Genomic DNA, 22,119 nt, shown 5'->3' with positions numbered 1-22,119 from the left:
GGGAGCCGTGGACTTCACCTTCGTCAGCGGCAACCTCGGCCTCGACCTCGCCGGCACCATCGGCCACCGCCGGGGCGCGCGCATCGACCTGCTGGCCTCCCCCGCCGACCTGGCCCGCTGGACGGTCGCCGCCGGGCTCCTCGACGAGCCGCCCGCGACCGGCGACGACGACCTGGCACGGGCGACGGCGCTGCGCGAGGCGATCTACCGGCTGGCCACGTCCGCCCGCGAGGGCGCCCCGTACGGCCGGGCCGACCGCGACCTGCTCAACGAGACCGCCCGGCGCCCGCCCGCCGGCGTCGCGCTCGAAGAGCGCGGCCTGCGGCGCGGCGGCGGCCTGCCCGGCGCGCTGTCCACGACGGCGCGCGCGGCGATCGAGCTGCTCGGCGGCCCGCAGGCGGAGCTGGTCCGCGAGTGCGAGGCCGACCCCTGCACCCGCCTGTACGTCGATCTCTCCCACCGCCGCACCCGCCGCTGGTGCGACATGCGCGGCTGCGGCAACCGCGCCAAGGCGGCGGCCTTCCGCGCCCGCGCGGGCGCCTGACCGGGATGATGGAATAACGGCGGAGGCCGGGACGCTACGGTACCTGTCAAAGATTCAACAGTCATGGATGGTGACTAAAGTGCAGTTCGGAATCTTCAGCGTGGGCGACGTGACCACCGACCCCACCACCGGCAGGACCCCGACCGAGCACGAGCGGATCAAGGCGATGGTGGCGATCGCGCTCAAGGCCGAGGAGGTCGGCCTCGACGTGTTCGCGACGGGCGAGCACCACAACCCGCCGTTCGTGCCGTCCTCGCCGACCACCATGCTCGGCTACATCGCGGCCAGGACCGAGCGGCTGATCCTGTCCACCGCCACGACGTTGATCACGACCAACGACCCGGTCAAGATCGCCGAGGACTTCGCCATGCTCCAGCACCTGGCCGACGGCCGGGTGGACCTCATGCTGGGCCGTGGCAACACCGGGCCGGTCTACCCGTGGTTCGGGCAGGACATCCGCCAGGGCATCCCGCTGGCCGTGGAGAACTACGCGCTGCTGCACCAGCTCTGGCGCGAGGACGTCGTCGACTGGGAGGGCCGCTTCCGCACCCCGCTGCAGGGGTTCACCAGCACGCCGCGCCCGCTCGACGGGGTGCCGCCGTTCGTGTGGCACGGCTCGATCCGCAGCCCGGAGATCGCCGAGCAGGCCGCCTACTACGGCGACGGCTTCTTCGCCAACAACATCTTCTGGCCCAAGGAGCACTTCATCCGCCTGATCAACCTCTACCGCCGGCGCTACGCCCACTACGGGCACGGCACGCCCGAGCAGGCGATCGTCGGCCTGGGCGGCCAGGTGTTCATGCGCAAGAACTCCCAGGACGCGGTCCGCGAGTTCCGCCCCTACTTCGACAACGCCCCCGTGTACGGCCACGGGCCGTCGCTGGAGGAGTTCACCGCCGAGACCCCGCTCACCGTGGGCAGCCCGCAGCAGGTCATCGACCGGACGCTGGAGTTCCGCGAGTTCTTCGGCGACTACCAGCGCCAGCTGTTCCTCATGGACCACGCCGGCCTGCCGCTGAAGACCGTGCTGGAGCAGCTCGACCTCCTGGGCGAGGAGGTCGTGCCGGTGCTGCGCAAGGAGATGGCCAAGGACCGCCCGGCCGGCGTCCCGGACGCGCCGTCGCACGCCGCGCTGCTCCAGGCCCGTACGTCCCAGGCCGTCGAGGTCTGACCCCTCCAGGGAAGGAGATCCCCCCATGAAGCTCGTCGTCGTCACGGCCGGCCTGACCCAGCCGTCCTCCACCCGCCTGCTCGCCGACCGGCTGGCCGAGGCCACCCGGCGGCGGCTGGACGGCGCGGCCGAGGTGCGCGTGGTCGAGCTGCGCGACCTGGCCGTGGACATCGCCAACAACCTGGTGACCGGCTTCCCCGGCACCCGGCTGCGCGAGGTGGTCGAGGCCGTGGCGGAGGCCGACGGGCTCATCGCGGTCACGCCGACCTTCAGCGGCTCCTACAGCGGGCTGTTCAAGTCGTTCTTCGACGTCCTGGACAACACGGCCCTGGCGGGCACGCCCGTGCTGATCGCCGCCACGGGCGGCACCGCCCGCCACTCGCTCGTGCTGGAGCACGCGCTGCGCCCGCTGTTCGCCTACCTGCGGGCCGTCGTCGTGCCGACCGCCGTCTACGCCGCCTCGGAGGACTGGGGCGGCGGCGGCGACTCCTTCACCGACGGGCTCGGCGAGCGCATCGACCGGGCCGCCGGCGAGCTGGCCGGCCTGCTGGCGGGCCGCGCTCCCCGCCCCGCCGCGGCCGGGAAAGAAGGCGGGGCCGAGGCGGACGAGGAAGTCGTCCCGTTCGCGGAGCAGCTCGCGGCTTTGCGCCCACTGCGCTAGTTTGCAGCGGTGCTGACCGCTATGTGCCTCTCACTGTCCCTTGCCGTGACCTGCGTTTCCCCCGCGGACCTCAACAATCCACACAAGAAGGACATCGCCATGCAGTTGGTGTCCAGCGCGGAGAACTCCTCGCTGGACTGGAAGGCCCAGTACGGCTACATCGAGGACATCAAGGACGAGCGCGGCTACACCGCGGGCATCATCGGCTTCTGCTCCGGCACCGGCGACATGCTGGAGCTGGTCGAGCTCTACACCAGGCGCAAGCCCGCGAACGTGCTGGCCAAGTACCTGCCCGCGCTGCGCAAGGTCAACGGCACCGACAGCCACAAGGGCCTCGGCAGGCCGTTCGTCAAGGACTGGAAGAAGGCCGCGGCCGACCCCGTCTTCCGGCGGGCCCAGGACCACGAGCGCGACCGCGTCTACTTCGACCCGGCCGTCCGCCGGGCCAAGAAGGACGGCCTGCGCGCGCTGGGCCAGTTCGCCTACTACGACGCCATGGTCATGCACGGCCCCGGCTCCGACAAGCTGAGCTTCGGCGGCATCAGGAAGGCCGCGCTGGCCAAGGCCGCCTCCCCCGCCCGCGGCGGCGACGAGGTCGCCTACCTCAACGCGTTCCTCGACGCCAGGAAGGCGGCGATGAAGGCCGAGGACGCCCACGACGACACCACCCGGGTCGACACCATGCAGCGCGTCTTCCTCAGGAAGGGCAACCTCGACCTGAAGCCGCCGCTGACCTGGAAGGTGTACGGCGACAAGTACACGATCAAGCACTGATCCGGCGATCAGGGTAGGTTGGCGCACAAGCCGAACAAACGGGGTTAATCATGTCCAACGGTGCCCGTCATGGTCTGGGAGTGGTCGCGGGGCTTCTCCTTCCTCCGCTGATCGCCGCCTGCCTCATGTACGGCATCGGCGAGCTCGGCCTGACCATGGCCACGCGGTTCACGATCTCCTGGATCGGGCTGGCCGTGATCGCGGCGGCCGGGGCCGGCCTGGCGTTCCTGGCCGGCTCGCGCCTGTCGCCGATCGCCTCGCTGCTCGGCGGCCTGGCCTACACCGCGCTCGGCCTGGTGCCCGCGGTGGAGCTGGGCGCCGGCTTCCGCGTCATCCCCGCTGGGCTGGTCACCGGCAGCCTGGGGGCGGGCCTGCAGACCACCGTCTACACGGGGGTCATGCTGTTCCTCGGCGTCGCGCTGCTGGTCGTGTCGGCCTTCCCGTCGCGGTGGCGGTCCCCGGCGCGGCCGTCGGCCTACACCTCCGACTACGGCGCGTCGGGCTCGCCGTACCTGCCGCAGGGCATGCCGCACGACGTCACCAGGCCGATGCACCGCGAGTGAGCCCGGCCGGGCCTGGCAGAATGCGGCCATGCGCGACTCGAAGATCGTCGACTTCCTGGCCGAGCTGGCCGACAAGGTGCCCGCCCCAGGCGGCGGGGCCACCGCCGCCCTGCACGCCGCCCAGTCCGCGGCGCTGCTCGGCATGGTGGCCCGCTACACCACCGGCGAGCGGTACGCCGCACACGCCGGGACCGTCACCGCGGTGATCGAGGAGACCGACGCCCTCCGCACGCGGGCGCTGCGGCTGGCCGAGGAGGACGCGACGGCCTTCACCGCGGTCTCCGACGCCTACCGCCTGCCCAAGGGCGAGGAGCGCAGCGTCTCCATCGCCCGCGCCCTGGCCGGCGCGGCCGAGCCCCCGGCCCTGGTGGTGGCGGCCGCCACGCGCCTGGTCGAGCTGTGCGAGCTGCTGCTGCCGATCGGCAACCGCAACGTCGTCACCGACGTCGCCGCCGCCGCCGAGGCCGCCCGCGCCGCGCTCACCACCGCCCGGGTGAACGTCGAGGTCAACCTGCGGGGCATCAAGGACGAGCAGGCCCGCGAGGAGCTGACGGCCCGCCTGGCGGGCGTCGAGGCGGCCGTCGCCACGGCCGACCGGATCACCGCCGAAGTACGCGAGGAGATCGCCCGATGAGGACGCTGACCGGCCGCGACCTGGCCACCGCGATCAAGGCCCAGACGCAGGCCGAGGCCGCCGCCGGGCCGCAGCCCAGGCTGGCCGTCGTGGTGGCCACGGCCGACGAGGCCAGCCTGTGGTACGTCCGCTCGATCGCCAAGGCCGCCGCGGGCGTCGGCGTCGCCTGCGACATCGTCGACCTCGGCCCCGGCGCCGACCCCGGCCGGATCCACGAGACGCTGGCCGGGCTCAGCGCCGACGACGCCGTCCACGGGGTCATGCTCCAGACGCCGCTGCCCGCCGGGGCCTCGGCGCAGGAGCTGGCCGCCGCCATCGACCCGCGCAAGGACGTCGACGGCGCGAACCCGCTCTCGCTCGGCCGCCTGGCCGCCGGGCTGCCCGCGTTCCCGCCGGCCACCGCGGCGGCCGTGATGGCCCTGCTCGACCACTACGAGGTGCCACTCGAAGGGCGGCGGGCGGTGGTCGTCGGCCGCTCGACCGTGGTCGGCAAGCCGCTGGCCCATCTGCTGCTCGACCGGCACGCCACGGTCACCGTCTGCCATTCGCGCACCCGCGACCTGGCCGCCGTCACCGCCGGGGCCGAGGTGCTCGTGGCCGCCGTCGGCCGGGCCGGGCTGATCGGCGCCGCGCACGTCGCGCCGGGCGCGGTGGTGATCGACGTGGGCACCAACCCGACCGACGACGGCGGGCTCACCGGCGACGTCGACTTCGCGGCGGTCTCGGCGGTGGCCGGCGCGCTGACCCCGGTGCCCGGCGGCGTCGGCCCGGTGACGACCGCGCTGCTGCTGCGCCACACCGCCCGCGCGGCGAACCTGCCCTGAGCCCCGACATCCGAGAGTGGAGACCATCGATGGGTGACGTCCTGATCGTGCAGAACAGCAGGAGCGGCGGCCCGAGCCGGCTCGGCGACTGGCTGGAGGAGGCCGGCCTGCGGCTCGACGTGGTGCTCGCGCACGAGGGCGCCCCGCTGCCCGACCGGCTGGACCGGCACGACGCCATGATCATGCTCGGCGGCGGCTACCTGCCCTCCGAGGACGACCGGGCCCCGTGGCTGGCCGGCGCCCGCCGGCTGGTGGGCCAGGCGCTGGCGGACGGCGTGCCGCTGTTCGGCATCTGCCTGGGCGGCCAGATGCTGGCCGAGGTCGCCGGCGGCGAGGTGACCGGCGACACCGGCGAGCCGGAGAACGGCAGCCTGCCGGTCACGATCCGGCCCGAGGCGGCCGAGGACCCGCTGTTCCAGGGCCTGCCGCCGGTGGTGCCCGCGATCGAGCACCACAAGGACGCCGTCACCCGGCTGCCGGCCGGCGCGGTGTGGCTGGCCGAGACGCGCGCCTGCCCCTACCAGGCGTTCCGGGTGGGCGAGCGGGCGTGGGGGGTGCAGTTCCATCCCGAGGTGCTGCCCGCGCGCGTGCGCGAGTGGACGCCCGACGGCTTCGACCCCGAGGAGGTCTACGCGGGCGCGGTGGCCGACGAGCCGGTCTCCACGCCGATCTGGCGCGAGGTGGCGACCCGCTTCGCCAAAATCGTCAACGCCTGACCGCCCGCCTCCGCGGCCGGCTGAACCGCGGACAGGCCGATCTCCAGGCCGGGGGCGTACGAGACCAGCGGGCCGGGCGGTGGGCGGCGCGTGGGACGAATGGCTCTAACGTGGATGGAATGCGGGTAGACAGACTTCACCCCTGGCCGGCCGACGCGGCCGAGGCCGAGGCCGTCCAGGACCGGCTGCGCGGCCGCGTCGAGCTGGCCGGGCCCACGGCCTTCCCCCTGGTGGCCGGGCTCGACGTGCACTACCACGGCGACGACGAGGTGACGGCGGCGGTGGTCGTCCTGGACGCGGCGACGCTGGAACCGGTCGAGCGGGCGGTGGCCCACGGCAGGGCGGCCTTCCCCTACGTGCCCGGCCTGTTCGCCTTCCGCGAGCTGCCCACCCTGGTGGACGCGCTCGAACGCCTCGCCGTCACCCCCGACCTGCTGGTCTGCGACGGCCACGGCCTGGCCCACCCGCGCGGATTCGGCCTGGCCTGCCATCTCGGCGTGCTGACCGGCCTGCCCGCGCTCGGCGTGGCCAAGACGCCGTTCGTGGGCGAGCACGAGCCGCCCGGCCGGGAGCGCGGGGACTGGACGCCGATCGTCCACGAGGGCGTCACGGTGGGCAGGGCGCTGCGCACGCGGCGGGACACCAAACCGGTCTACGTCTCCCAGGGCCACCGCATCGGCCTGGACACCGCCACGTCCCAGACCCTGCTGCTCACGCCGCGCTACCGCCTCCCCGAGCCGGTGCGCCAGGCCGACCACCTGGCCCGGCACCCCAGCGGGACCTGACCGCCCCCTGGGCCGATCCCGCCGGGAAGGTCGGCGCGGGTCGGCGCGGGTCGGCGCGGGTCAGCGCCGCCAGGCCCAGACGACGAGCCACACGCTGAGCCCGAAGATCGTCATGCCCAGCGGCACGTGCGCGGCCACCGCCCCCGACCCGCCGAGCATCGACTGCAGGAACCCGAGCAGCAGCACCCCCAGGCTGACCAGCGCGGGCCAGCCCGCGCCGCCCCCCGGCCGCCACAGCAGCACGGCCGCGACGAGCTGGAGCAGCCCGAGCAGGTGGACGGCGCCCGCCCCTGCCCCGTGCAGGCCCGCGCCTGCCCCGCTCATGAGCTGCCCCGCCGTGACGGCCTGCAGCAGCACCGACAGCATGCTGAGCGTGGCGAGGGCCTTGAACGCGGTCAGATACCCGCTCCCCTTGACGACCTGGGTGACCACTGGACTCTCCTTCGACCTCGGGTGGACGCCCCCCAGGATCGCGCCGCCGCCAGAGCCGGGCATCCGCCGCCCGTCGTCATCCTCGCTACGCCCAGCGTCGTACGCCCGCCGCATGCCCGCCGGACGCCCGCGCGGGCTCACGCCGGTTCGTGCGCCCCCGAGGAGGCCAGCGGGGGCAGGATCGCCTGGGCGTCCGCGCCGCCGAACCAGAGCCCGATCACGAACGCGGCCGTCGCCTCAAGCTGGACCGCCCGGTCGAGGCCGCCGCCGTCCAGCGGGACGCAGCCCAGGTCGCGGACCAGGCCCCGGACCAGGTCGAGCGCGCGGGCGTCGTCGCCGCACAGGGGCACCGCCAGCGGCCGTCCGTCGAACACGGGCGGCGTCATCCGCCACACGTCCACGTGGCACAGGTTGAACGCCTTCACCACGTGCCCGCCCGTGAGGTCGGCGATCCGGCGGGCGATCGGACGCGTGACGTCGTACCTGTCGGGGGCGGCGGCGTTCGTCACGTCGATGATCGGCTTGCCGCGCAGGGCCGGGCCGGCGGCGGCCAGCACGTCGCCCAGCCCCGCCTCCCGGACGCCTGCCATCACGACCTCGCCGGACGCGGCCGCCTCCGCCCAGCTCCCCCACCGCGCTCCCGGGCGGCCGGCCTGGGCGTTCATGCTCTCCGCGCGGGCACGGGCGCGCTCGGGGTCGCGTCCGCTGACCGTCACCTCGTGCCCGGCCCTGATCCACTGCGTGCCGAGGGCGTCGGCCATGCCGCCGGCGCCCAGGATCCCGATCTTCATGTCGTCCTCCGTGTCGCGAAAGGGCTTTACTAGGACAAGGACTCTAGAAATCCCGTCACGCACCGATCGGTGCCTATCGGAGGCGTTACGTGTTCCTCGCCGACTGCCAGGCCAGACTGGCCTTCGACCTGATCGCCAACACCTGGAACGCGGTCGTCGTCTGGTCGCTGCGCCACGGCCCGTGCCGTCCCGGGGAGCTGCGCGCGCAGATCGGCGGGATCAGCCCCAAGGTGCTCACGGAGACGCTGCGCCGCCTGGAGTTCAACGGGCTGGTCACCCGCCGGGCCTACGCCGAGGCCCCGCCCCGCGTCGAGTACGAGCTGACCGACCTGGGCCGCTCCCTGCTCGGCCCGATCGAGGCGTTCGGCGTGTGGGCCCACGACCACGCCGAGGACGTCATGGACGCCCAGGACCGGTGGACGGGCTCGCACTCCCCCGCTTCATGAGGATTCTTTAACGCAGCGTTACTGAGTAATTACTCTGGGTAGCAAGTCGGTGGTTGTTTCCACCATCCCCAGGAGGTACTCATGCCTGACGTCCAACGCCGCGCCGCCGTCATCGGGGGCGTGCTGACCGCGACCCTGGCCGCCGCTCTCCTCGCGGCGCCCGCGTACGCCGTCGTCGATCCCGCCACCGCCGTTCCGTGCGCGGCCGAGGCCGCCGCGGGCCTGGCCGCCCTGGTGGACCCGGCGGCCCCCCAGGCGCCGACCGAGATCCCCGCGGCGGGCTGCCTGCATCCCTGACCGGCCGGCCGCCGCGCGGGCGGTGCGGCGAGCCACGCCGCACCCCCGCCGCCGGCCCTCCCCCCTCCGGCAGCTCCGACAGCGCAATCCCCGTGCCCGACCAGCAGCAGTCGAGGAGTCCCCATTGAAGTTCCGAATCCTGACCAGCGCAGCGGTCCTCGCTCTGGCGGCGGCGGCCGCCGTTCCCCCAATCGCCCTCGGGTCAGGGGGCCGAAACGATCCGGGGAACATCAATGTCCAGGCCATCGTCGACCGGGTCAACATCTTCACGTCGTAGTGAGGCCACCACAGTTGACCGTGGCCGAGTCCGACTCCGCTCCCCGGCCGCGGAGCACGCTGGAGCACATCGGCTACGTCATGTTCCTCAGCCGGTGGATACAGGCGCCGCTCTACCTCGGGCTGATCGTGGCCCAGGTCGTCTACGTGTGGCGGTTCATGGTCGAACTCGCCCACCTGGTCGAACTCGGGTTCGGCGGCAACCCCCCGGAGACCACGATCATGCTGATCGTCCTCGGGCTCGTCGACGTCGTGATGGTCTCGAACCTGCTGATCATGGTCATCATCGGCGGTTACGAGACCTTCGTCTCACGGCTGCGCATCGACGGCCATCCCGATCAGCCGGAGTGGTTGTCCCATGTCAATGCAAACGTCCTCAAAGTCAAGCTGGCCATGGCGATCATCGGGATCTCGGGGGTGCACCTCCTGCAGATCTTCATCAACGCCGCCCGGCCGGCCATCACCGACAGGGAACTCGTATGGAAAACACTGATCCATCTCACCTTCGTGGTCTCGGCGCTGGCGCTGGCCGTGATGGATCGGATCATGGCGGGCGGGCGGCACGTCCAGCAGGCGCACCGGGATCAGCAGCCCGGCGGCGTCGCGCAGGAGCGGGTCGCCGCCGCCTAGCGATCGCACTGGCGGCCGGCGCGGGGCTGCTGGCCGGCATGGGCTGGGCGGCGTCGGCGATTCCGGCGTACGCCTCGGCCCCGGCGCCTTCCCAGGGGCCGCGGCCGCTCATCGGCGACGTGGTCGTCTTCAACGACGAGATCGTCGAGCCGGTGTCGCTCCCGGTGAGCACCTGCGGCGGCCTGCTGCCGGTGCTGAGCGGCGCGCCCACCGGCTGCGAGGGCACGTCCCGGGTGTCGGACGACGACGCCTGAGACCCCCGGCGCCCGCCCGCGGGGGCGGACGGGCGCCGGACCCCGGCCGGGTCAGCCGTAGAGAGGTTCGAGCACCCCGGACGGTCAGCCGTAGAGGCGTTCGAGCACCCCGGACGGTCAGCCGTAGAGGCGTTCGAGCACCCCGGACGGTCAGCCGTAGAGGCGTTCGAGGACCTCGGCCACGCCGTCCTCGTCGTTGGAGGACGTGCGGTGCCCGGCCGTGGCCAGCACCAGCGGGTGCGCGTTGGCCATCGCGTAACCGGCCCCGGCGAAGGCCAGCACGGCCAGGTCGTTGGGCATGTCGCCGAACGCGACCACCTCGGCGGGCGCGACCCCGCGTCGCCGGCACAGCTCGGCCAGCATGGCCGCCTTGGTCACGCCCAGGGCGCTGACCTCCAGGAGCCCCGGCACCCCGGAGTGGGTCACCTCGGCCAGGTCCCCCACGGCCGCCGCCGCCGCGGCCGACATCTCGTCGAGGGTGTGCGCGGACGAGAGCACCAGCAGCTTGACGATCGGCTCGCCCGCCTCGCACGCCGAGGCCACCTCCCGGTAGTGCGCCACGTCGTGCTCGACCCGCCTGGTGTAGCCGGACTCGGTGAGCACGCCGGTGCCGGTCTCGACGGCGAAGGCCGCCCCGGGCAGGGCCGCGGCCAGGCTGTCGGCGACCTTCCTGGCGGCCTGCGGCTCGATCGTGCGGCTGGTGACGATCCGCGCGGCGGCCAGGTCGTACAGGAGGGCGCCGTTGCTGCAGATCGCCAGGCCGGTCAGGCCCGCCTGCCCGGCGATGGCGTGGATGGAGCGCGGCGGCCGGGCGGTCACGAAGACGATCTCCGCTCCGGCGGAGCGGGCCAGGCCCAGGGCCCGCCGGGTACGCGGGGAGACGAGGCCGGCGGAGGTCAGGAGGGTGCCGTCGAGATCGGTGGCCGCGATGCGGGGCGGGGTGGCGGAGGTCACGTCCCCTACCGTAGGTCCCGGCCGGGAGGGGACCGGGAGTAGGGTGCCCTCGTGTCTTCCGTTTCGGGGCGTTTCGCCCGGTCCGGGCCGCGGCCGGACGACCGGGTCGCCTCCGTCTTCCGGTTCGCGTCGGAGCTGGTCGCCTGGGTCGCGGCGCCGTGGGCGCTGCTTCCCGGGTCGGTGTGGCAGGCCGTGGCGTCGGTCGTGGTGCTGATCGGGCTGCCGACGGTGTTCGCCACGCCCGGTGACAAGCGGAGCGTGCCGGTCGCCGTGCCAGGGTTCGTGACCGTCGGGCTGGTCGCCCTCCAGCTCGTGGTGGCGGTGGCGGCGGCGTGGGTGGCCTGGCACGCGGTCGTGGCGGCGGTGGTCACGGTGCTGGCGGTGGTCACCGCGGTGCTGGAACAGCCGCGCTGGCGCTGGCTGCTGACGGGCTGAGCGGCCGAGACGCGTCCCTTCAAAGGCGCATCTCGGCGGGCAGGCGGGTGGCGGCGTTGAGGAGCTCCAGGCCGAGCAGGTCGCCCGAGGCGCCGTAGTCGAGGATGACGTCCTCCGAGACGGTCTGCCGTACCGCCTCACCTGGCACTATTTCGTGCTTCATCGCGATATAGGCGATGTCCTGTTCCTTGTCCCAGCTGACGTACACGGTCCTGGTGAGCTGCCGGTCCGGCGGGGCGTCGTCCGGCCGGAGCAGGCCCTCCTTGGCCTCGTGCGAGCCGGCCAGCGCCGCCCGTACCATGGCCAGCGCCACCTCGACCGCCTCCAGCGAGTCGCGCCCGGTCGCCCGGCGCTCGTGCTCCCACCCGGCCAGCCCGTCGATCCGGTACGGGCACGACCACTCCCCCGCCTCCTCGTACGGCATGCCGACGGTGACGGTCGCCTCGCGCGGCGGGACGGTCTCCAGCACCAGCACCCGCTGGGCGATCTCGTACATGCCGCATCATCTACCCAGACGCCCGCTTCCGGAAGACCCGCGGCCCGAGCCATATCATCCGGGGCCGATGCGTACCGGCTTCCGGCGGCGGCGGGTTAGTGTGCGTTAGGGTCGCAAGGGGGCCTAGATGAACGAGTCGTTCGGCACACGCCTGCGTGCCAGGCTGGACAAATTCGGCCCGCTCTGTGTGGGCATCGATCCGAGCCCGGCGTTGCTCGACGCCTGGGGCCTCGACGACTCACCGGGCGGCCTTGAGCGCTTCAGCCGCACGGTGGCCGACACGATCAGCGACGTGGCCGCCGTGGTCAAGCCGCAGTCGGCCTTCTACGAGCGCTGGGGCAGCCGCGGCGTCGCCGTCCTGGAACGCACCATCGCCGATCTGCGCGAGGCCGGCACGCTGGTGCTGCTCGACGTCAAGCGCGGCGACGTCGACACCACGATGGCCGCCTACGCCGAGGCCTACCTCGACCGGGGCAGCCCGCTGGCCGCCGACGCGGTGACGCTCAGCCCCTACCTGGGGTTCGGCTCGCTGGAGGTGGCGATCACCTCGGCGGTGGCCAACGACGCCGGCGTCTTCGTGCTGGCCCGCACCTCCAACCCGGCGGCGGCCGGGCTGCAGCAGCGGGTGGCCGACCTGGTGATCGCCGGGGCCGCCGCGGCCAACGCGGGCCACGAGCCGTTCGGGCCGGTGGGAGTGGTCATGGGGGCCACGCTGCCCGCCCTCGACCACTCCCTGGCCGACCTCAACGGCCCGATCCTGGCTCCGGGGCTCGGCGCGCAGGGCGCCTCACCCGCCGACGTGGCCCGGCTGTTCGCCCCGGTACGCGACTCCGTCGTGCCGTCGGTCTCCCGGGCCGTGCTGGCCGACCCGAGACACCTGCGGTCGAGGACCCTGCAGTACCGGGACGAATGCGTCACGTACCTGACGTGCTGAGCCGGTTGACGGCGGCCAGCACCGCCCGTACCGACGCGGTGAGCACGGAGGTGTCCTGACCGGCGCCCCAGCCGATCACGCCGCCCACCCGGGCCTCCACGTACGCGACGGCGCTGCTGCCCGTCCCCGGGTCCACGGCGTGCTCGGCGTAGTGCAGGACGTCGACCTCGACGCCGTCCCCGGCCAGCGCGGCGGTCAGCGCGGACAGCGGCCCGTTGCCGGTGCCGCGCAGCACCCGCCCCGAGTCGAGCACGCCCTCGAACTCGTGCGTGCCCGGCGCGGTCTCGGCCGTGCGCCAGGAGGCGAACCCGGAGCGCTCGCCGGGCGCGATGTAGGTGGCGTGGAACAGCGCCCACAGCTCGTCGGCGGTGATCTCCTCGCCGCTGTCGTCCGTGGCCCGCTGCACCGTCGCGGAGAAGTCGATCTGCAGGCGGCGTGGCAGGTCGAGGCCGTGGCGGGCGCCCAGCAGGTAGGCGATGCCGCCCTTGCCCGACTGGCTGTTGACCCGGATGACCGCCTGGTAGCCGCGTCCCACGTCGGCCGGGTCGATGGGCAGGTACGGCACCTCCCACGGCGCCAGCTCCGGCGGCACGCCCAGCTCGGCGGCCCGCGCGGCGTGGTGGGCCAGGCCCTTGCCGATGGCGTCCTGGTGGGTGCCGGAGAAGGCGGTGTAGACCAGGTCGCCGGCGTAGGGGTGGCGGTCGGGCACGGGCAGGCGGTTGCAGTGCTCGACGACCCGCCGGACCTCGTCGATGGCGGAGAAGTCGATCATCGGGTCGACGCCCTGGGAGTGCAGGTTGAGCGCGAGGGTCACCAGGTCGACGTTGCCGGTGCGCTCGCCGTTGCCGAACAGGCAGCCCTCCACCCGCTGCGCCCCGGCGAGCACGGCCAGCTCGGCGCAGGCCACGCCGGTGCCGCGGTCGTTGTGCGGGTGCACCGACAGGATCACCGAGTCGCGGCGGTCGAGGTGGCGGTGCATGTACTCGATCTGGTCGGCGTACACGTTGGGGGTGGAGATCTCGACGGTCGCGGGCAGGTTGTGGATCACCGGGCGGTCCGGGCAGGCGTCCCAGAGGGCGGTCAGGTCGTTGCAGATCTCCAGCACGTAGTCGGGCTCGGTGAGGTTGAACACCTCGGGCGAGAACTCGAAGCGCACCGGGAGCCCGTCGGCCAGGCGGGCGACCTGGCCGGCCGCGTCCAGGATGAGCTTGCGCAGGGCGTCGCGGTCGTGGCCGAGCACCACGTTCCGCCAGGTGGGCGCTGTCGCGGTGTAGAGGTGCACGACCACGTCGGGCAGGCCGCGGATCGACTCGAAGGTGCGCTCGATCAGGTCCTGCCGGGCGGCGGTGAAGGCCACCACGGTCACGTCGCCGGGCACCGCGCCGGGCTCGGCCAGCTCCCGGAGGAAGTCGAAGTCGAGCCTGCTGGCCGACGGGTAGCCGACCTCGATCTCCTTGAAGCCCATGCGCACCTGGAGGTCGAACAGGCGGCGCTTGCGCGCCGGGTCCATCGGCTCGGCCAGCGCCTGGTTGCCGTCGCGCAGGTCGACCGGCACCCACAGGGGGGCGGCGGTGATGCGGCGCGAGGGCCAGGCGCGCTCGCCGGTCAGGGGCACCTCGACCCGCTCGTGGGCGGGCCGGTAGCGGTGACTGGGCATCGCGCTGGGGCGCTGCCGGTTCCATTCGTACACTTTTCGGGTCCTTCTTCGGCGGTCGGACGACCGGCAGCACCTCGCACGCCGCGGCGGGGTGCCGGTCCGGTCAGGCCCCGCCGCGGCGGCCGAGAAGAAGGAGACCGTACGACGACATGGCGGCTACACTAACCACAACACAGGTCCTCAGACAACCTGAGAGGTACGCATGCCGCTCGGCGCCCTCCGCCGCAGCCCTCTGGTCGACCAGGCCGTCCAGCACCTGCGCGAGCAGATCACCGAAGGCCACTGGCCGGTCGGCACCCGTCTGCCCGGCGAGAACGCGCTGGCCCAGACGCTCGGGGTGGGCCGGTCCACGGTCCGCGAGGCGCTGCGGGCGCTGGCCGGGGCGGGGCTGGTGCGGGCGCGTCAGGGCTCGGGGGTGTTCGTCATCGCCTCGGAGCCGGCCGAGGACTGGCCGGCGCGGCTGCGCCGGGCCGCGATCACCGACGTGTACGAGGTCCGCATGATGGTCGAGACCCAGGCGGCCAGGCTGGCGGCGGCCCGGCGTACCGACGAGGACGTCGCGGCGATGGAGGCCGCGCTCCAGGCCCGCGAGAAGGCGGCGGGCGAGGACGACGCCGCGTTCGTCGACGCCGACATCGCGCTGCACGCGGCGGTCGTGGCGGCGGCGGGCAACCCGGTGCTCACGGACCTGTTCGCCGAGTTCGCGCCGGCGTTGCGGGAGGGGCTGATCGACATGGTGGAGCTGCTGGAGCTGCGCGGGCACGACCGCAACCCGGGGCACGACGCGCACGCCGCGCTGGTGGCGGCGGTCCGCGACGGCGACGCGGCGGCGGCCAGCGACCTGCTGCAGGCCGAGCTGGAGCAGACCCTCGCCCGCCTGCACACGAAACCCGGCGCCTGATGACCCACGGCGGACAACCGGTCGCGGCGGGTGGGTCAGGCGGTGGGGCCGGCGTCGGGGCGGATGACGTCCTCGCCCTCGTCGTCCTCCTCGGGCGGCTCCTCCGGGGCGGGCTCCTCCTGCTCGTCCGGCGGGTCCGCGGACAGGGGGCGGCGGGTCCTGGGCGATCCGGAGGCGGACCGCTCGGCGACCACGTCGCTCTCCCCGTCCACGCCTCCCACCGTCTCGGGCAGGTCGTCGGGCTTTCGGCTCATGGCCCCCACCTGCCCGTGACGGCGTCCCTTGACGCCCGGCCGGACGTCAAGGGACGGGCTAGGACAGCTCCCGCAACGCGTCCTCGATCTCGGCCCTGACCGGCATCGACGTGCTGGCCCCCGCCCGCTGCACCGAGATCGCCGCCGCCACCGAGGCGAAGCGCAGCGCCTCGGCCGGCGCCAGCCCCTCGGCCCGCGCGACCGCCAGCGCGCCGACGAACGTGTCACCGGCGGCCGTGGTGTCCACCGCCTTCACCTCGATCGCCGGCACCCGCAGCCGCTCGCCCGAGCGCGCGCCGTAGAGCGCGCCCCGCGAGCCCAGCGTGATGACGGCCTCCTCGACGCGTTCGAGGAGCGCGTCGAGAGCGGCGTCGGGGTCGGCCTGGCCGGTGATGTCGGCGGCCTCGTGCTCGTTCGGGACGATCATGGTGACCGCGTCGAGCAGCTCGTCGGGCAGCGGCTGCGCGGGCGCCGGGGTCAGGACGGCGGGCACCCCGGAGACCCGGGCCGCCTCCGCGGCGGCCACGACGGCCGCCATGGGCAGTTCGAGCTGGAGCAGCAGGGCCCGCGACCCGGCGATCGTGGCCAGGTCGCCGCCGGACGGCCCGGTCACGGTGCCGTTCGCGCCGGGCACGACGATGATCGAGTTGCCGCCGGCGTCGTCGACCACGATGTGCGCGATGCCGCTGGGGCCGGGCACCTGGCGCAGGCCGCGGACGTCCACGCCGGCCTCGGCCAGGGTGGAGCGCATCTCGGCCCCGAAGGCGTCGTCGCCGACCGCGCCGAGGAAGGCCACCTGCGCGCCGGCCCGGGCCGCGGCGATGGCCTGGTTGGCACCCTTGCCGCCGGGCACGGTCCGGAACCGGTGACCGGTGACCGTCTCGCCCCGTTTGGGGGCCTGGGATACGTACGCGACGAGGTCCATGTTGGCGCTGCCGAAAACCGAGATCATGCGGCCATCATCTCCTGAGTACGTCGCGCCAGCTCGCCGAGCCCCACCCCGTCGAAGCCGGTCAGGCTGCTGGCCAGGCTGTCGCGCATGAGCCAGCGGTCGGGGACGCCGCCGTTCAGCGCGCCCGCCACGGACCCCGCCGTGGCCCCTGCCGAGTCGGTGTCCCAGCCGCCGGCGACCGCGCCCGCGATCGTGGCGGTGAAGTCGCCCGCGCCGTGGATCAGCGTGGCGGCCACCAGCGCGGCGTTGTTGATCGTGTGCACCCAGTGCAGCGTGCCATGCCGCTGGTGCAGCAGGTCGATGACACGCTCGAAGTCCGGCTCGCGGGCGGCGTCGGCGACGGCCAGGCTGACCGCCTCGTGCAGGCGGGACTCGCGCGGCACGACCGACAGGCCCGCCTCGACGGCCTCCCGCGCCGAGCCGGCGACCAGCGAGGCGGCGCACATGGCCGCGACGAACATCGCGCCGTAGATCCCGTTGGCGGTGTGGGTCAGCCGGGCGTCGCGCCAGGCCAGCTCGGCGGCCGTGGCGGGGTCGCCGGGGTTGGCCCAGCCGTAGACGTCCGTCCTGATGAAGGCGCCGATCCACTCGCGGAACGGGTTGCGGCGGGTGGCCGTCTCCGGCGGCTCGAAGCCGTCGAGCAGGTTGCGGTAGGCGACCCGCTCGGCGGTGAACGTGCGGCCGGCCGGCAGCTCGTCCAGCCACAGCTTGGCGACGTCCTCGGTGGTGAAGCCGCGGCCGTGGCGCTCCAGGACGGACAGCGCCAGCAGCGGGTAGTTGAGGTCGTCGTCCTCGGGGATGCCGTCGATGTTCTCGGCCAGCGAGTTGACCGCGCTGCGCCGGTTCCACGGCCACCTGCTCGAGATCTCGGCCGGCAGGCCCTCGGCGGTGAACCAGCCGGTGATCGGCCAGTTGCCGGTGGCCTCGGCGATCTGCCTGATGCCCGCGCGCGGGATCTTCTCCACCGGCTTGCCCAGCACGCAGCCGGCCGCCCGTCCCTGCCAGGCGCCCAGCAGCCGCGCCGGGTCCGCCTTCGCCGCGCTCCCGGCCGCGCTCCCGGCCGCGCTCCCGGCCGCGGGCCAGTCGGGGCAGGCGGCGACGATGGCGTCCAGGTCGGAGGGCTCGGCCAGCGGCGAGGGGATCGCGGCCAGCTCGTCCAGCAGGCTCTCGGCCAGCGGGCGCAGGCGGGCCGCGGCGGCCTCGGAGGCGCCGGCGCGCGGCGGCGCGTCGTGGCCGCCCGCCGCGTGCCACCGTCCGGCCAGCTCGCGCACCTGCGGCAGGTCGCCCCTGCCGTCCTCGCCGGCCTGGCGCAGCTCGTGGCCGACCAGGTCCTCCGGCTGGACCCAGGTGAGCCTGATCATCGGGCGTCCAGCTCGGCGAAGGCGGCCTCGCTGGCGCGCCGCCGCGCCACGTCGCCGGCGTGCACCCGGCGCGCCACCTCGGCGATGGCCAGGCCGGGCGCCACCAGGTCGGTACGGCTGGCCGCCCCCACCTGCTCCACCCACTGCGCGGGCACCGCGGACAGCCCCCCGAGGGCGCCCGCGATCGCGCCGCCCATGGAGGCGATCGAGTCGGCGTCGCGGCCGTAGTTCACGCCGCCCAGCACGGTGTCGCGGACGTCGCCCTTGGCCGCGACCAGGAAGCCCAGCGCCAGCGGCAGCTCCTCGATGCTGTGCACCCGGCTCGGCCGGCGCGCGCCGAGCCCCTGGTCGCGGTAGGTGTCGGCGACCGTGTCGAAGGGCCGTACGGCCGCGCGCAGCACCTCGAAGGAGCCGTCCCAGTGGCCGACGCCGGCCGCGGCCTCGCAGACCGCCTCGATGGCGGCGCGGGTGCCGTCCTTGGCCAGGCGCAGGCAGGCGGCGACCACGGAGTCGACCGTGGCGCCCGGCCGCATGGCCTCGGCGACGGCGGCGGCCATCACGCCGGCGGCCTCGCGTCCGTAGCTGGACTGGTGGGCCCCGGTCAGGTCGACGGCCTCGGCGTAGGCGGCGTCGGGGTCGGCGGCGTTGACGATGCCGACGGGCGCGACGTACATGGCCGCGCCGCAGTTGACGATGTTGCCGACGCCGGCCTCGCGCGGGTCGACGTGCCCGTAGTGCAGGCGGGCCACGATCCACTTCTCGGCCAGGAAGATCCGCTGCAGCGGCAGCGCCTCGGCCTCCAGCTCGGGGATCCACCGCCGCTCGCCCATCAGCTCCGGCACCAGGTGGTCGGCCATCGCGTACGCGTCCAGGTGGCCGCCGACCTTCTCGTACACGCGGATCAGGGCGTGCGTCATCAGGGTGTCGTCGGTGATGTGCCCGTCGCCCTTGTGGTACGGCGCGATCGGCCGGGCGTTGCGCCAGTCCTCGTTGTACGGCGGCACGATGCCCTCGACCCGGCCCCCGTACCGCTCCACGATCTGTTCGGGAGTCCAGCCCTCGGTGGCGCCGCCCAGCGCGTCACCGACCGCCGCCCCCGCCACGCAGCCAGTGGCCCTGTCCTCAAGCGGCGTCATGCGATTCCCTTCGTCAGTTCGATCAGATCCTTGCCCGCCAGCTCCGGCAGGCAGCAGCCCGCCAGCGTGCGGGCCGGCGCGAGCCACCCCTCCGGGATCGCGCCGTACCCACTGGCGGCCCCCGCCAGCGCGCCGGTCAGCGCGGGCGCCGAGTCGGCGAGCGCCGGCAGGCAGGCGGCGGCCGGGACGGCGCGGGCCAGGTCGCCCCCCGCCGCCTCGGCCAGCGCCAAGGCGACGGGCACCGTCTGGGCGGCGCCCACGCCGTAGCTGTAGACGTGGTCGAGCAGCGCGGCGTCCAGCGCGGGCACCGCGCCGAACGGGTCGCCCGCCTTCCGCGCCGCGGCCAGCGCCACCCGGGCGTTGTGCCCGATGGCGCTGTCGCCGGGCAGGACGGCGAGCGCCGCCTCCACGGCCTGTCCCACCGAGCCCGACGCGACCGCCGCGGCCACGGCGGCGGCCATGGCCTGGGCCCCGAGCAGGCCGTCGCCGGCGTTGGTCACCTGGGCGTCCTCGGTCGGATCCCGGTTCAGGGCGCCGAACGCGACCGCCCGCACGGCGGCGGCGTCGTCGAAGTGGTGGGGGTTGTCGTGCCCGGAGGCCGGCGGCTCGACGCCCCTGGCCAGGTTGTCCAGCGCGGTGGCCACCGAGATGCGCGCCCGGACGCCGGTCAGCTCCCGGAACGCCGCGGCCCGCGGCCGGTCGATCGTCAGCAGCGTCCAGGCCAGCCATTCGGCGTCGTCGGACGGCCCGACGGCCAGCGGCGCGATCGGCTGGTTGAGCGCGAACGGCACCGGCAGCGTGGTGACCCGGTGCTCCTCGGCGAAGGCGTCCAGCTCGCGGTGCAGGCGCCGGCTCCAGGGCGCGTGCAGGGCGGCGCGGTGCCTGGCCGCGGGCCAGCCGGCGGCGTCGCCCACGGCGAGCCCGATGAAGGCCCCCCTGATTCTGTCCCCCGACATGATGATCTACAGTCCTTCCGCCAGTTCGTCGGCGACGTCCAGCACGTGTCTTCCGGCCACGACGGGCAGGCATTTTCCGCTCACCGGGCCGATCCGGGCGGCCCATCGTCCGGGCACGCCCTGCTCTCCCTGGACGGCGCCGGCGACCGCGCCGGCGATGGCGCCGATCGTGTCGGCGTCCCGGCCCAGGCTGACCCCGAACGTCACCGTGGCCTCCACCTCGCCGCCGCCCGCCAGGACGGCGCCCAGCGCCAGCGCGACGGCCTCGGGCGCGAGGTCGGTCCAGGGGTAGTGCCGGACCACGACGGCCTCGTGCAGCGCCTCGATCAGGGCCAGTTCGTCGTCCGCGCCCGTGGCGAGCACGTCGCGGGCCCTGACGATCGCGCGGGCCGTCCAGGAGTCGGCGGGGACCACCGACAGCGCGGCCGCCACGGTCTCGGCGGGCGTGCCGCCCGCCATGGCGGCGGCCACGGCCCCGGCGACCGCGCGGCCGCCGAGTATGCCCTCGCCCGACCCGCTGACCAGCCCGTCCTGCTCGATCAGGCGGGCGGCCTCGGCCGGGTCTCCGGGGCAGAAGATCCCGTACGGCGCCGCCCGCATGGCCAGCCCGTCGGACCAGCCGTGCTGGTGGACGCGTCCGGTCAGCGGCGGCTCCAGCCCCCGGCGGAGCGCTTCGATGGTGCCCAGCTCGGAGAAGCCGGCGCCGCGCATCGGCCCGGTCACCGACGGGATGATCTCCTGCCGGTACGCCCGCGCGACGTCGGCCGCGGTCAGGGCGTGCCCGTGCCGGACGAGCAGCGAGGCGGCGAAGATGGCGTACTCGGTGTCGTCGGTGCCGCCGCCCTCGATCTCGGTGAGCCGGCCCCACCGCCGCCGGATCTCCGACGGCGACAGGTTCTCGGCGGGGGCGCCGAGGGCGTCGCCGGCCGCCAGGCCGAGCAGACACCCCCGGGCCCTCAGGCGATGAGTCACTGCTGGTACCGCTCCAAGACCTGGTTGCCGTCCTCGACGAGCCGCTTGGCCGCGTCGTCGATGGTGATCTTATTGGCGAAGTACTCCTGCAGGACGGGCGTGGCGACCTTGCTCTTCCACTCGTCGAAGCCGTTCACCTTCAGGAACGGGGCCACGACCAGGTTCTTGGCGGAGGCGGTGGCGACGTCCCAGCCGTTGTCCCGGGTGGTCATCGCCGGGTCGGCGGCGGCCGTCTGCGAGGTCGGCAGCAGCCAGTCGCCCTTGGCGAGCTTGGCCTGGTTGGCGCCGTTGAGGAAGAACGAGATGAACTTCATGGCCTCGTCCGGGTGCTTGCTGTCCTGGGCGATCGACAGCGTCTGCGAGACCGCGCCCTGCTGGGCGCTGGTGCCCTTCGGCGCGGGCAGCGTCACCCAGTCGAAGTCGTCCGGGGCCTGCTCGGCGACCTGCTGGCGCAGGTAGACGCCGGCCGGCAGCAGCGCGAACTTGCCCTTGTAGAAGGCGGGCAGCGGGTCGGCGGTGCCCTGGCCGAGCGCGGCCGGGTCGGCGGACTTGTCCTTGTAGAGCTGGTCGTGGATGCGCTGGAGCACCTCGCGCTCCTCCGGCCCGACCTTGACCGTGGTCTTGCCGTCGGCGGTCTGGAAGAACGTGCCGCCGAAGTTGAGCGCCAGGTTGAGCGTCTTGTTGACCGGCGACTTCATCGGCCAGGCCACGCCGAACGTGCCGCCCTTGGTCATCTTCTTGGCGGCCTCGGAGAACTCGTCCCAGGTCCACGGGTTGTCCGCGGTGGGGACGCGCACCTTGGAGGCGTCCAGGAGCTTCTTGTTGGCGATGATGACCTGCGACTCCTGCAGGAACGGCACGCCGTAGATCCCCTGCTCGCCCTTGCCGCCGTTGAAGGTGACGGTGTCCCAGGCGGACTGCGGGATGTCGCCCTTGAGGTCGGCGGGCAGCTTGCTCGTCAGGTCGAGCAGGTAGCCGTCGGAGGCGAACCCGGCCAGCGCCGGCGAGTCGTTGTGGATCACGTCGGGCGCGGTGCCGCCGGCGAACTGGGTGACGAGCTGGTCGTTGACGTTGTCCCAGCTGCCCTGCACGTAGGTGACCTGGGTCTTGGGGTTGGCCTTGTTCCACTCGTCGACGATCTGCTTGTTGGCCGCGACGGACTCCTTCTGCCAGGCCAGGCTGAGGAAGTTGAGCTTCACCGGCTCGCCGGACGAGGCGGCCTCTCCACCGCCCCCTCCTCCGCTGCCGCCACACGCGGCGGCGAACGTGAGGACGGCCGCCGCCGCCAGTGCGGACTTGATTCGCATATGAGC

28 protein-coding genes are annotated in these 22,119 nt (G+C 73.9%); 16 read left to right on the top strand and 12 right to left on the bottom strand.

Annotated features, from left to right (window positions below; translation table 11 throughout):
* Positions 1-7 precede the first annotated feature (7 nt).
* From ACIBST_RS25815 to ACIBST_RS25775, 9 genes are all read left to right on the top strand, one after another.
* Positions 8-544 carry a CGNR zinc finger domain-containing protein gene (locus tag ACIBST_RS25815; RefSeq protein WP_397175213.1) on the top strand — a complete coding sequence of 179 codons (537 nt, stop codon included), beginning with the start codon at positions 8-10 and terminating at the stop codon, positions 542-544.
* 79 nt (positions 545-623) lie between these two features.
* Complete coding sequence (locus ACIBST_RS25810) at positions 624-1,715, top strand: LLM class flavin-dependent oxidoreductase (RefSeq protein WP_397175211.1); 1,092 nt, start codon at positions 624-626, stop codon at positions 1,713-1,715.
* 25 nt (positions 1,716-1,740) lie between these two features.
* Positions 1,741-2,376: an FMN reductase gene (locus ACIBST_RS25805; protein WP_397175210.1), complete on the top strand. Its 636-nt coding sequence runs from the start codon at positions 1,741-1,743 to the stop codon at positions 2,374-2,376.
* 99 nt (positions 2,377-2,475) lie between these two features.
* The gene (locus tag ACIBST_RS25800) at positions 2,476-3,150 is read left to right on the top strand and encodes a chitosanase (RefSeq protein WP_397175208.1); all 675 of its coding nucleotides are present in this window, start codon (positions 2,476-2,478) and stop codon (positions 3,148-3,150) included.
* 50 nt (positions 3,151-3,200) lie between these two features.
* Positions 3,201-3,713: a hypothetical protein gene (locus ACIBST_RS25795; RefSeq protein WP_397175206.1), complete on the top strand. Its 513-nt coding sequence runs from the start codon at positions 3,201-3,203 to the stop codon at positions 3,711-3,713.
* 28 nt (positions 3,714-3,741) lie between these two features.
* The gene (locus ACIBST_RS25790; protein WP_397175204.1) at positions 3,742-4,347 is read left to right on the top strand and encodes a cyclodeaminase/cyclohydrolase family protein; all 606 of its coding nucleotides are present in this window, start codon (positions 3,742-3,744) and stop codon (positions 4,345-4,347) included.
* Positions 4,344-5,171 (top strand): bifunctional 5,10-methylenetetrahydrofolate dehydrogenase/5,10-methenyltetrahydrofolate cyclohydrolase, encoded by an 828-nt coding sequence (locus ACIBST_RS25785; protein ID WP_397175202.1) that lies wholly within the window; start codon positions 4,344-4,346, stop codon positions 5,169-5,171. Before ACIBST_RS25790 ends, ACIBST_RS25785 begins: the two co-directional genes overlap by 4 nt.
* Before the next feature lie 29 nt (positions 5,172-5,200).
* The gene (locus ACIBST_RS25780) at positions 5,201-5,887 is read left to right on the top strand and encodes a type 1 glutamine amidotransferase (protein ID WP_397175201.1); all 687 of its coding nucleotides are present in this window, start codon (positions 5,201-5,203) and stop codon (positions 5,885-5,887) included.
* Positions 5,888-6,006: 119 nt separating this feature from the next.
* A complete protein-coding gene (locus ACIBST_RS25775; protein ID WP_397175199.1) occupies positions 6,007-6,672 on the top strand; it encodes an endonuclease V in 666 nt (221 codons plus the stop codon).
* A gap of 60 nt (positions 6,673-6,732) precedes the next feature.
* Here the strand turns inward: ACIBST_RS25775 and ACIBST_RS25770 are convergent, their stop codons facing one another.
* Positions 6,733-7,104, bottom strand: coding sequence for a hypothetical protein (locus ACIBST_RS25770; RefSeq protein WP_397175197.1), 372 nt, complete (start codon positions 7,102-7,104; stop codon positions 6,733-6,735).
* Between the two features lie 137 nt (positions 7,105-7,241).
* Positions 7,242-7,895, bottom strand: coding sequence for an NADPH-dependent F420 reductase (locus ACIBST_RS25765; RefSeq protein WP_397175196.1), 654 nt, complete (start codon positions 7,893-7,895; stop codon positions 7,242-7,244).
* 89 nt (positions 7,896-7,984) lie between these two features.
* Between ACIBST_RS25765 and ACIBST_RS25760 the strand changes: the two genes are divergently transcribed.
* From ACIBST_RS25760 to ACIBST_RS25745, 4 genes are all read left to right on the top strand, one after another.
* Entirely contained in the window at positions 7,985-8,341 is a 357-nt protein-coding gene (locus ACIBST_RS25760; protein ID WP_397175194.1) for a winged helix-turn-helix transcriptional regulator, read from the top strand.
* A gap of 81 nt (positions 8,342-8,422) precedes the next feature.
* Positions 8,423-8,638, top strand: coding sequence for a hypothetical protein (locus tag ACIBST_RS25755; protein ID WP_397175192.1), 216 nt, complete (start codon positions 8,423-8,425; stop codon positions 8,636-8,638).
* Positions 8,639-8,935: 297 nt separating this feature from the next.
* On the top strand, positions 8,936-9,544 hold the full coding sequence (locus ACIBST_RS25750; protein WP_397175190.1) for a TIGR00645 family protein: 609 nt from the start codon (positions 8,936-8,938) through the stop codon (positions 9,542-9,544).
* A 38-nt stretch (positions 9,545-9,582) separates the two neighbouring features.
* On the top strand, positions 9,583-9,798 hold the full coding sequence (locus ACIBST_RS25745; protein ID WP_397175189.1) for a hypothetical protein: 216 nt from the start codon (positions 9,583-9,585) through the stop codon (positions 9,796-9,798).
* 150 nt (positions 9,799-9,948) lie between these two features.
* On the opposite strand, the gene ACIBST_RS25740 is transcribed toward ACIBST_RS25745, so the two are convergent.
* The gene (locus ACIBST_RS25740; protein ID WP_397175187.1) at positions 9,949-10,752 is read right to left on the bottom strand and encodes an HAD family hydrolase; all 804 of its coding nucleotides are present in this window, start codon (positions 10,750-10,752) and stop codon (positions 9,949-9,951) included.
* A gap of 51 nt (positions 10,753-10,803) precedes the next feature.
* Between ACIBST_RS25740 and ACIBST_RS25735 the strand changes: the two genes are divergently transcribed.
* The gene (locus tag ACIBST_RS25735; RefSeq protein ID WP_397175185.1) at positions 10,804-11,187 is read left to right on the top strand and encodes a hypothetical protein; all 384 of its coding nucleotides are present in this window, start codon (positions 10,804-10,806) and stop codon (positions 11,185-11,187) included.
* A gap of 19 nt (positions 11,188-11,206) precedes the next feature.
* Here ACIBST_RS25735 and ACIBST_RS25730 read toward each other — a convergent pair whose 3' ends face one another.
* Positions 11,207-11,683 carry a DUF2283 domain-containing protein gene (locus ACIBST_RS25730; RefSeq protein WP_397175183.1) on the bottom strand — a complete coding sequence of 159 codons (477 nt, stop codon included), beginning with the start codon at positions 11,681-11,683 and terminating at the stop codon, positions 11,207-11,209.
* A 127-nt stretch (positions 11,684-11,810) separates the two neighbouring features.
* Here ACIBST_RS25730 and pyrF point away from each other — a divergent pair, with 127 nt between their 5' ends.
* A complete protein-coding gene (pyrF, locus tag ACIBST_RS25725; protein ID WP_397175181.1) occupies positions 11,811-12,617 on the top strand; it encodes an orotidine-5'-phosphate decarboxylase in 807 nt (268 codons plus the stop codon).
* Here the strand turns inward: pyrF and ACIBST_RS25720 are convergent.
* Positions 12,598-14,274 (bottom strand): 2-isopropylmalate synthase, encoded by a 1,677-nt coding sequence (locus ACIBST_RS25720; RefSeq protein WP_397175459.1) that lies wholly within the window; start codon positions 14,272-14,274, stop codon positions 12,598-12,600. The two genes, pyrF and ACIBST_RS25720, sit on opposite strands and share 20 nt — an antisense overlap.
* Positions 14,275-14,476: 202 nt before the next feature.
* Between ACIBST_RS25720 and ACIBST_RS25715 the strand changes: the two genes are divergently transcribed.
* On the top strand, positions 14,477-15,175 hold the full coding sequence (locus tag ACIBST_RS25715) for a FadR/GntR family transcriptional regulator (protein ID WP_397175179.1): 699 nt from the start codon (positions 14,477-14,479) through the stop codon (positions 15,173-15,175).
* Between the two features lie 35 nt (positions 15,176-15,210).
* On the opposite strand, the gene ACIBST_RS25710 is transcribed toward ACIBST_RS25715, so the two are convergent.
* The 7 genes from ACIBST_RS25710 to ACIBST_RS25680 are packed head-to-tail and all read right to left on the bottom strand — an operon-like array spanning position 15,211 to position 22,113.
* Positions 15,211-15,429 carry a hypothetical protein gene (locus tag ACIBST_RS25710; RefSeq protein ID WP_397175177.1) on the bottom strand — a complete coding sequence of 73 codons (219 nt, stop codon included), beginning with the start codon at positions 15,427-15,429 and terminating at the stop codon, positions 15,211-15,213.
* 58 nt (positions 15,430-15,487) lie between these two features.
* Positions 15,488-16,381: a ribokinase gene (rbsK, locus tag ACIBST_RS25705; RefSeq protein WP_397175176.1), complete on the bottom strand. Its 894-nt coding sequence runs from the start codon at positions 16,379-16,381 to the stop codon at positions 15,488-15,490.
* A complete protein-coding gene (locus ACIBST_RS25700) occupies positions 16,378-17,742 on the bottom strand; it encodes an ADP-ribosylglycohydrolase family protein (protein WP_397175174.1) in 1,365 nt (454 codons plus the stop codon). The genes rbsK and ACIBST_RS25700 overlap by 4 nt, the downstream gene beginning before the upstream one ends.
* Positions 17,739-18,878 carry an ADP-ribosylglycohydrolase family protein gene (locus ACIBST_RS25695; protein WP_397175172.1) on the bottom strand — a complete coding sequence of 380 codons (1,140 nt, stop codon included), beginning with the start codon at positions 18,876-18,878 and terminating at the stop codon, positions 17,739-17,741. Before ACIBST_RS25695 ends, ACIBST_RS25700 begins: the two co-directional genes overlap by 4 nt.
* Positions 18,875-19,834 carry an ADP-ribosylglycohydrolase family protein gene (locus ACIBST_RS25690; RefSeq protein ID WP_397175171.1) on the bottom strand — a complete coding sequence of 320 codons (960 nt, stop codon included), beginning with the start codon at positions 19,832-19,834 and terminating at the stop codon, positions 18,875-18,877. Before ACIBST_RS25690 ends, ACIBST_RS25695 begins: the two co-directional genes overlap by 4 nt.
* A gap of 6 nt (positions 19,835-19,840) precedes the next feature.
* Positions 19,841-20,806: an ADP-ribosylglycohydrolase family protein gene (locus ACIBST_RS25685; protein WP_397175169.1), complete on the bottom strand. Its 966-nt coding sequence runs from the start codon at positions 20,804-20,806 to the stop codon at positions 19,841-19,843.
* Positions 20,803-22,113, bottom strand: coding sequence for an ABC transporter substrate-binding protein (locus tag ACIBST_RS25680; RefSeq protein WP_397175167.1), 1,311 nt, complete (start codon positions 22,111-22,113; stop codon positions 20,803-20,805). The genes ACIBST_RS25685 and ACIBST_RS25680 overlap by 4 nt, the downstream gene beginning before the upstream one ends.
* Positions 22,114-22,119 lie beyond the last annotated feature (6 nt).

The organism is Nonomuraea sp. NPDC049684 (genome assembly GCF_044465345.1).
In the GTDB taxonomy this organism is placed as follows: domain Bacteria; phylum Actinomycetota; class Actinomycetes; order Streptosporangiales; family Streptosporangiaceae; genus Nonomuraea.
The sequence above is the reverse complement of the archived record's forward strand: the minus strand, read 5'-3'. Positions and strand labels throughout refer to the sequence as shown.

Bases quoted from the DNA above. Each gene is read 5' to 3' on its own strand.
- ACIBST_RS25805 (WP_397175210.1), top strand. From the start codon at position 1,741: ATGAAGCTCGTCGTCGTCACGGCCGGCCTGACCCAGCCGTCCTCCACC.
- ACIBST_RS25800 (WP_397175208.1), top strand. From the start codon at position 2,476: ATGCAGTTGGTGTCCAGCGCGGAGAACTCCTCGCTGGACTGGAAGGCC.
- ACIBST_RS25795 (WP_397175206.1), top strand. From the start codon at position 3,201: ATGTCCAACGGTGCCCGTCATGGTCTGGGAGTGGTCGCGGGGCTTCTC.
- ACIBST_RS25790 (WP_397175204.1), top strand. From the start codon at position 3,742: ATGCGCGACTCGAAGATCGTCGACTTCCTGGCCGAGCTGGCCGACAAG.
- ACIBST_RS25785 (WP_397175202.1), top strand. From the start codon at position 4,344: ATGAGGACGCTGACCGGCCGCGACCTGGCCACCGCGATCAAGGCCCAG.
- ACIBST_RS25780 (WP_397175201.1), top strand. From the start codon at position 5,201: ATGGGTGACGTCCTGATCGTGCAGAACAGCAGGAGCGGCGGCCCGAGC.
- ACIBST_RS25775 (WP_397175199.1), top strand. From the start codon at position 6,007: ATGCGGGTAGACAGACTTCACCCCTGGCCGGCCGACGCGGCCGAGGCC.
- ACIBST_RS25765 (WP_397175196.1), bottom strand. From the start codon at position 7,895: ATGAAGATCGGGATCCTGGGCGCCGGCGGCATGGCCGACGCCCTCGGC.
- ACIBST_RS25755 (WP_397175192.1), top strand. From the start codon at position 8,423: ATGCCTGACGTCCAACGCCGCGCCGCCGTCATCGGGGGCGTGCTGACC.
- ACIBST_RS25745 (WP_397175189.1), top strand. From the start codon at position 9,583: ATGGGCTGGGCGGCGTCGGCGATTCCGGCGTACGCCTCGGCCCCGGCG.
- ACIBST_RS25730 (WP_397175183.1), bottom strand. From the start codon at position 11,683: ATGTACGAGATCGCCCAGCGGGTGCTGGTGCTGGAGACCGTCCCGCCG.
- pyrF (WP_397175181.1), top strand. From the start codon at position 11,811: ATGAACGAGTCGTTCGGCACACGCCTGCGTGCCAGGCTGGACAAATTC.
- ACIBST_RS25720 (WP_397175459.1), bottom strand. From the start codon at position 14,274: ATGCCCAGTCACCGCTACCGGCCCGCCCACGAGCGGGTCGAGGTGCCC.
- ACIBST_RS25715 (WP_397175179.1), top strand. From the start codon at position 14,477: ATGCCGCTCGGCGCCCTCCGCCGCAGCCCTCTGGTCGACCAGGCCGTC.
- ACIBST_RS25710 (WP_397175177.1), bottom strand. From the start codon at position 15,429: ATGAGCCGAAAGCCCGACGACCTGCCCGAGACGGTGGGAGGCGTGGAC.
- rbsK (WP_397175176.1), bottom strand. From the start codon at position 16,381: ATGATCTCGGTTTTCGGCAGCGCCAACATGGACCTCGTCGCGTACGTA.
- ACIBST_RS25700 (WP_397175174.1), bottom strand. From the start codon at position 17,742: ATGATCAGGCTCACCTGGGTCCAGCCGGAGGACCTGGTCGGCCACGAG.
- ACIBST_RS25695 (WP_397175172.1), bottom strand. From the start codon at position 18,878: ATGACGCCGCTTGAGGACAGGGCCACTGGCTGCGTGGCGGGGGCGGCG.
- ACIBST_RS25690 (WP_397175171.1), bottom strand. From the start codon at position 19,834: ATGTCGGGGGACAGAATCAGGGGGGCCTTCATCGGGCTCGCCGTGGGC.
- ACIBST_RS25680 (WP_397175167.1), bottom strand. From the start codon at position 22,113: ATGCGAATCAAGTCCGCACTGGCGGCGGCGGCCGTCCTCACGTTCGCC.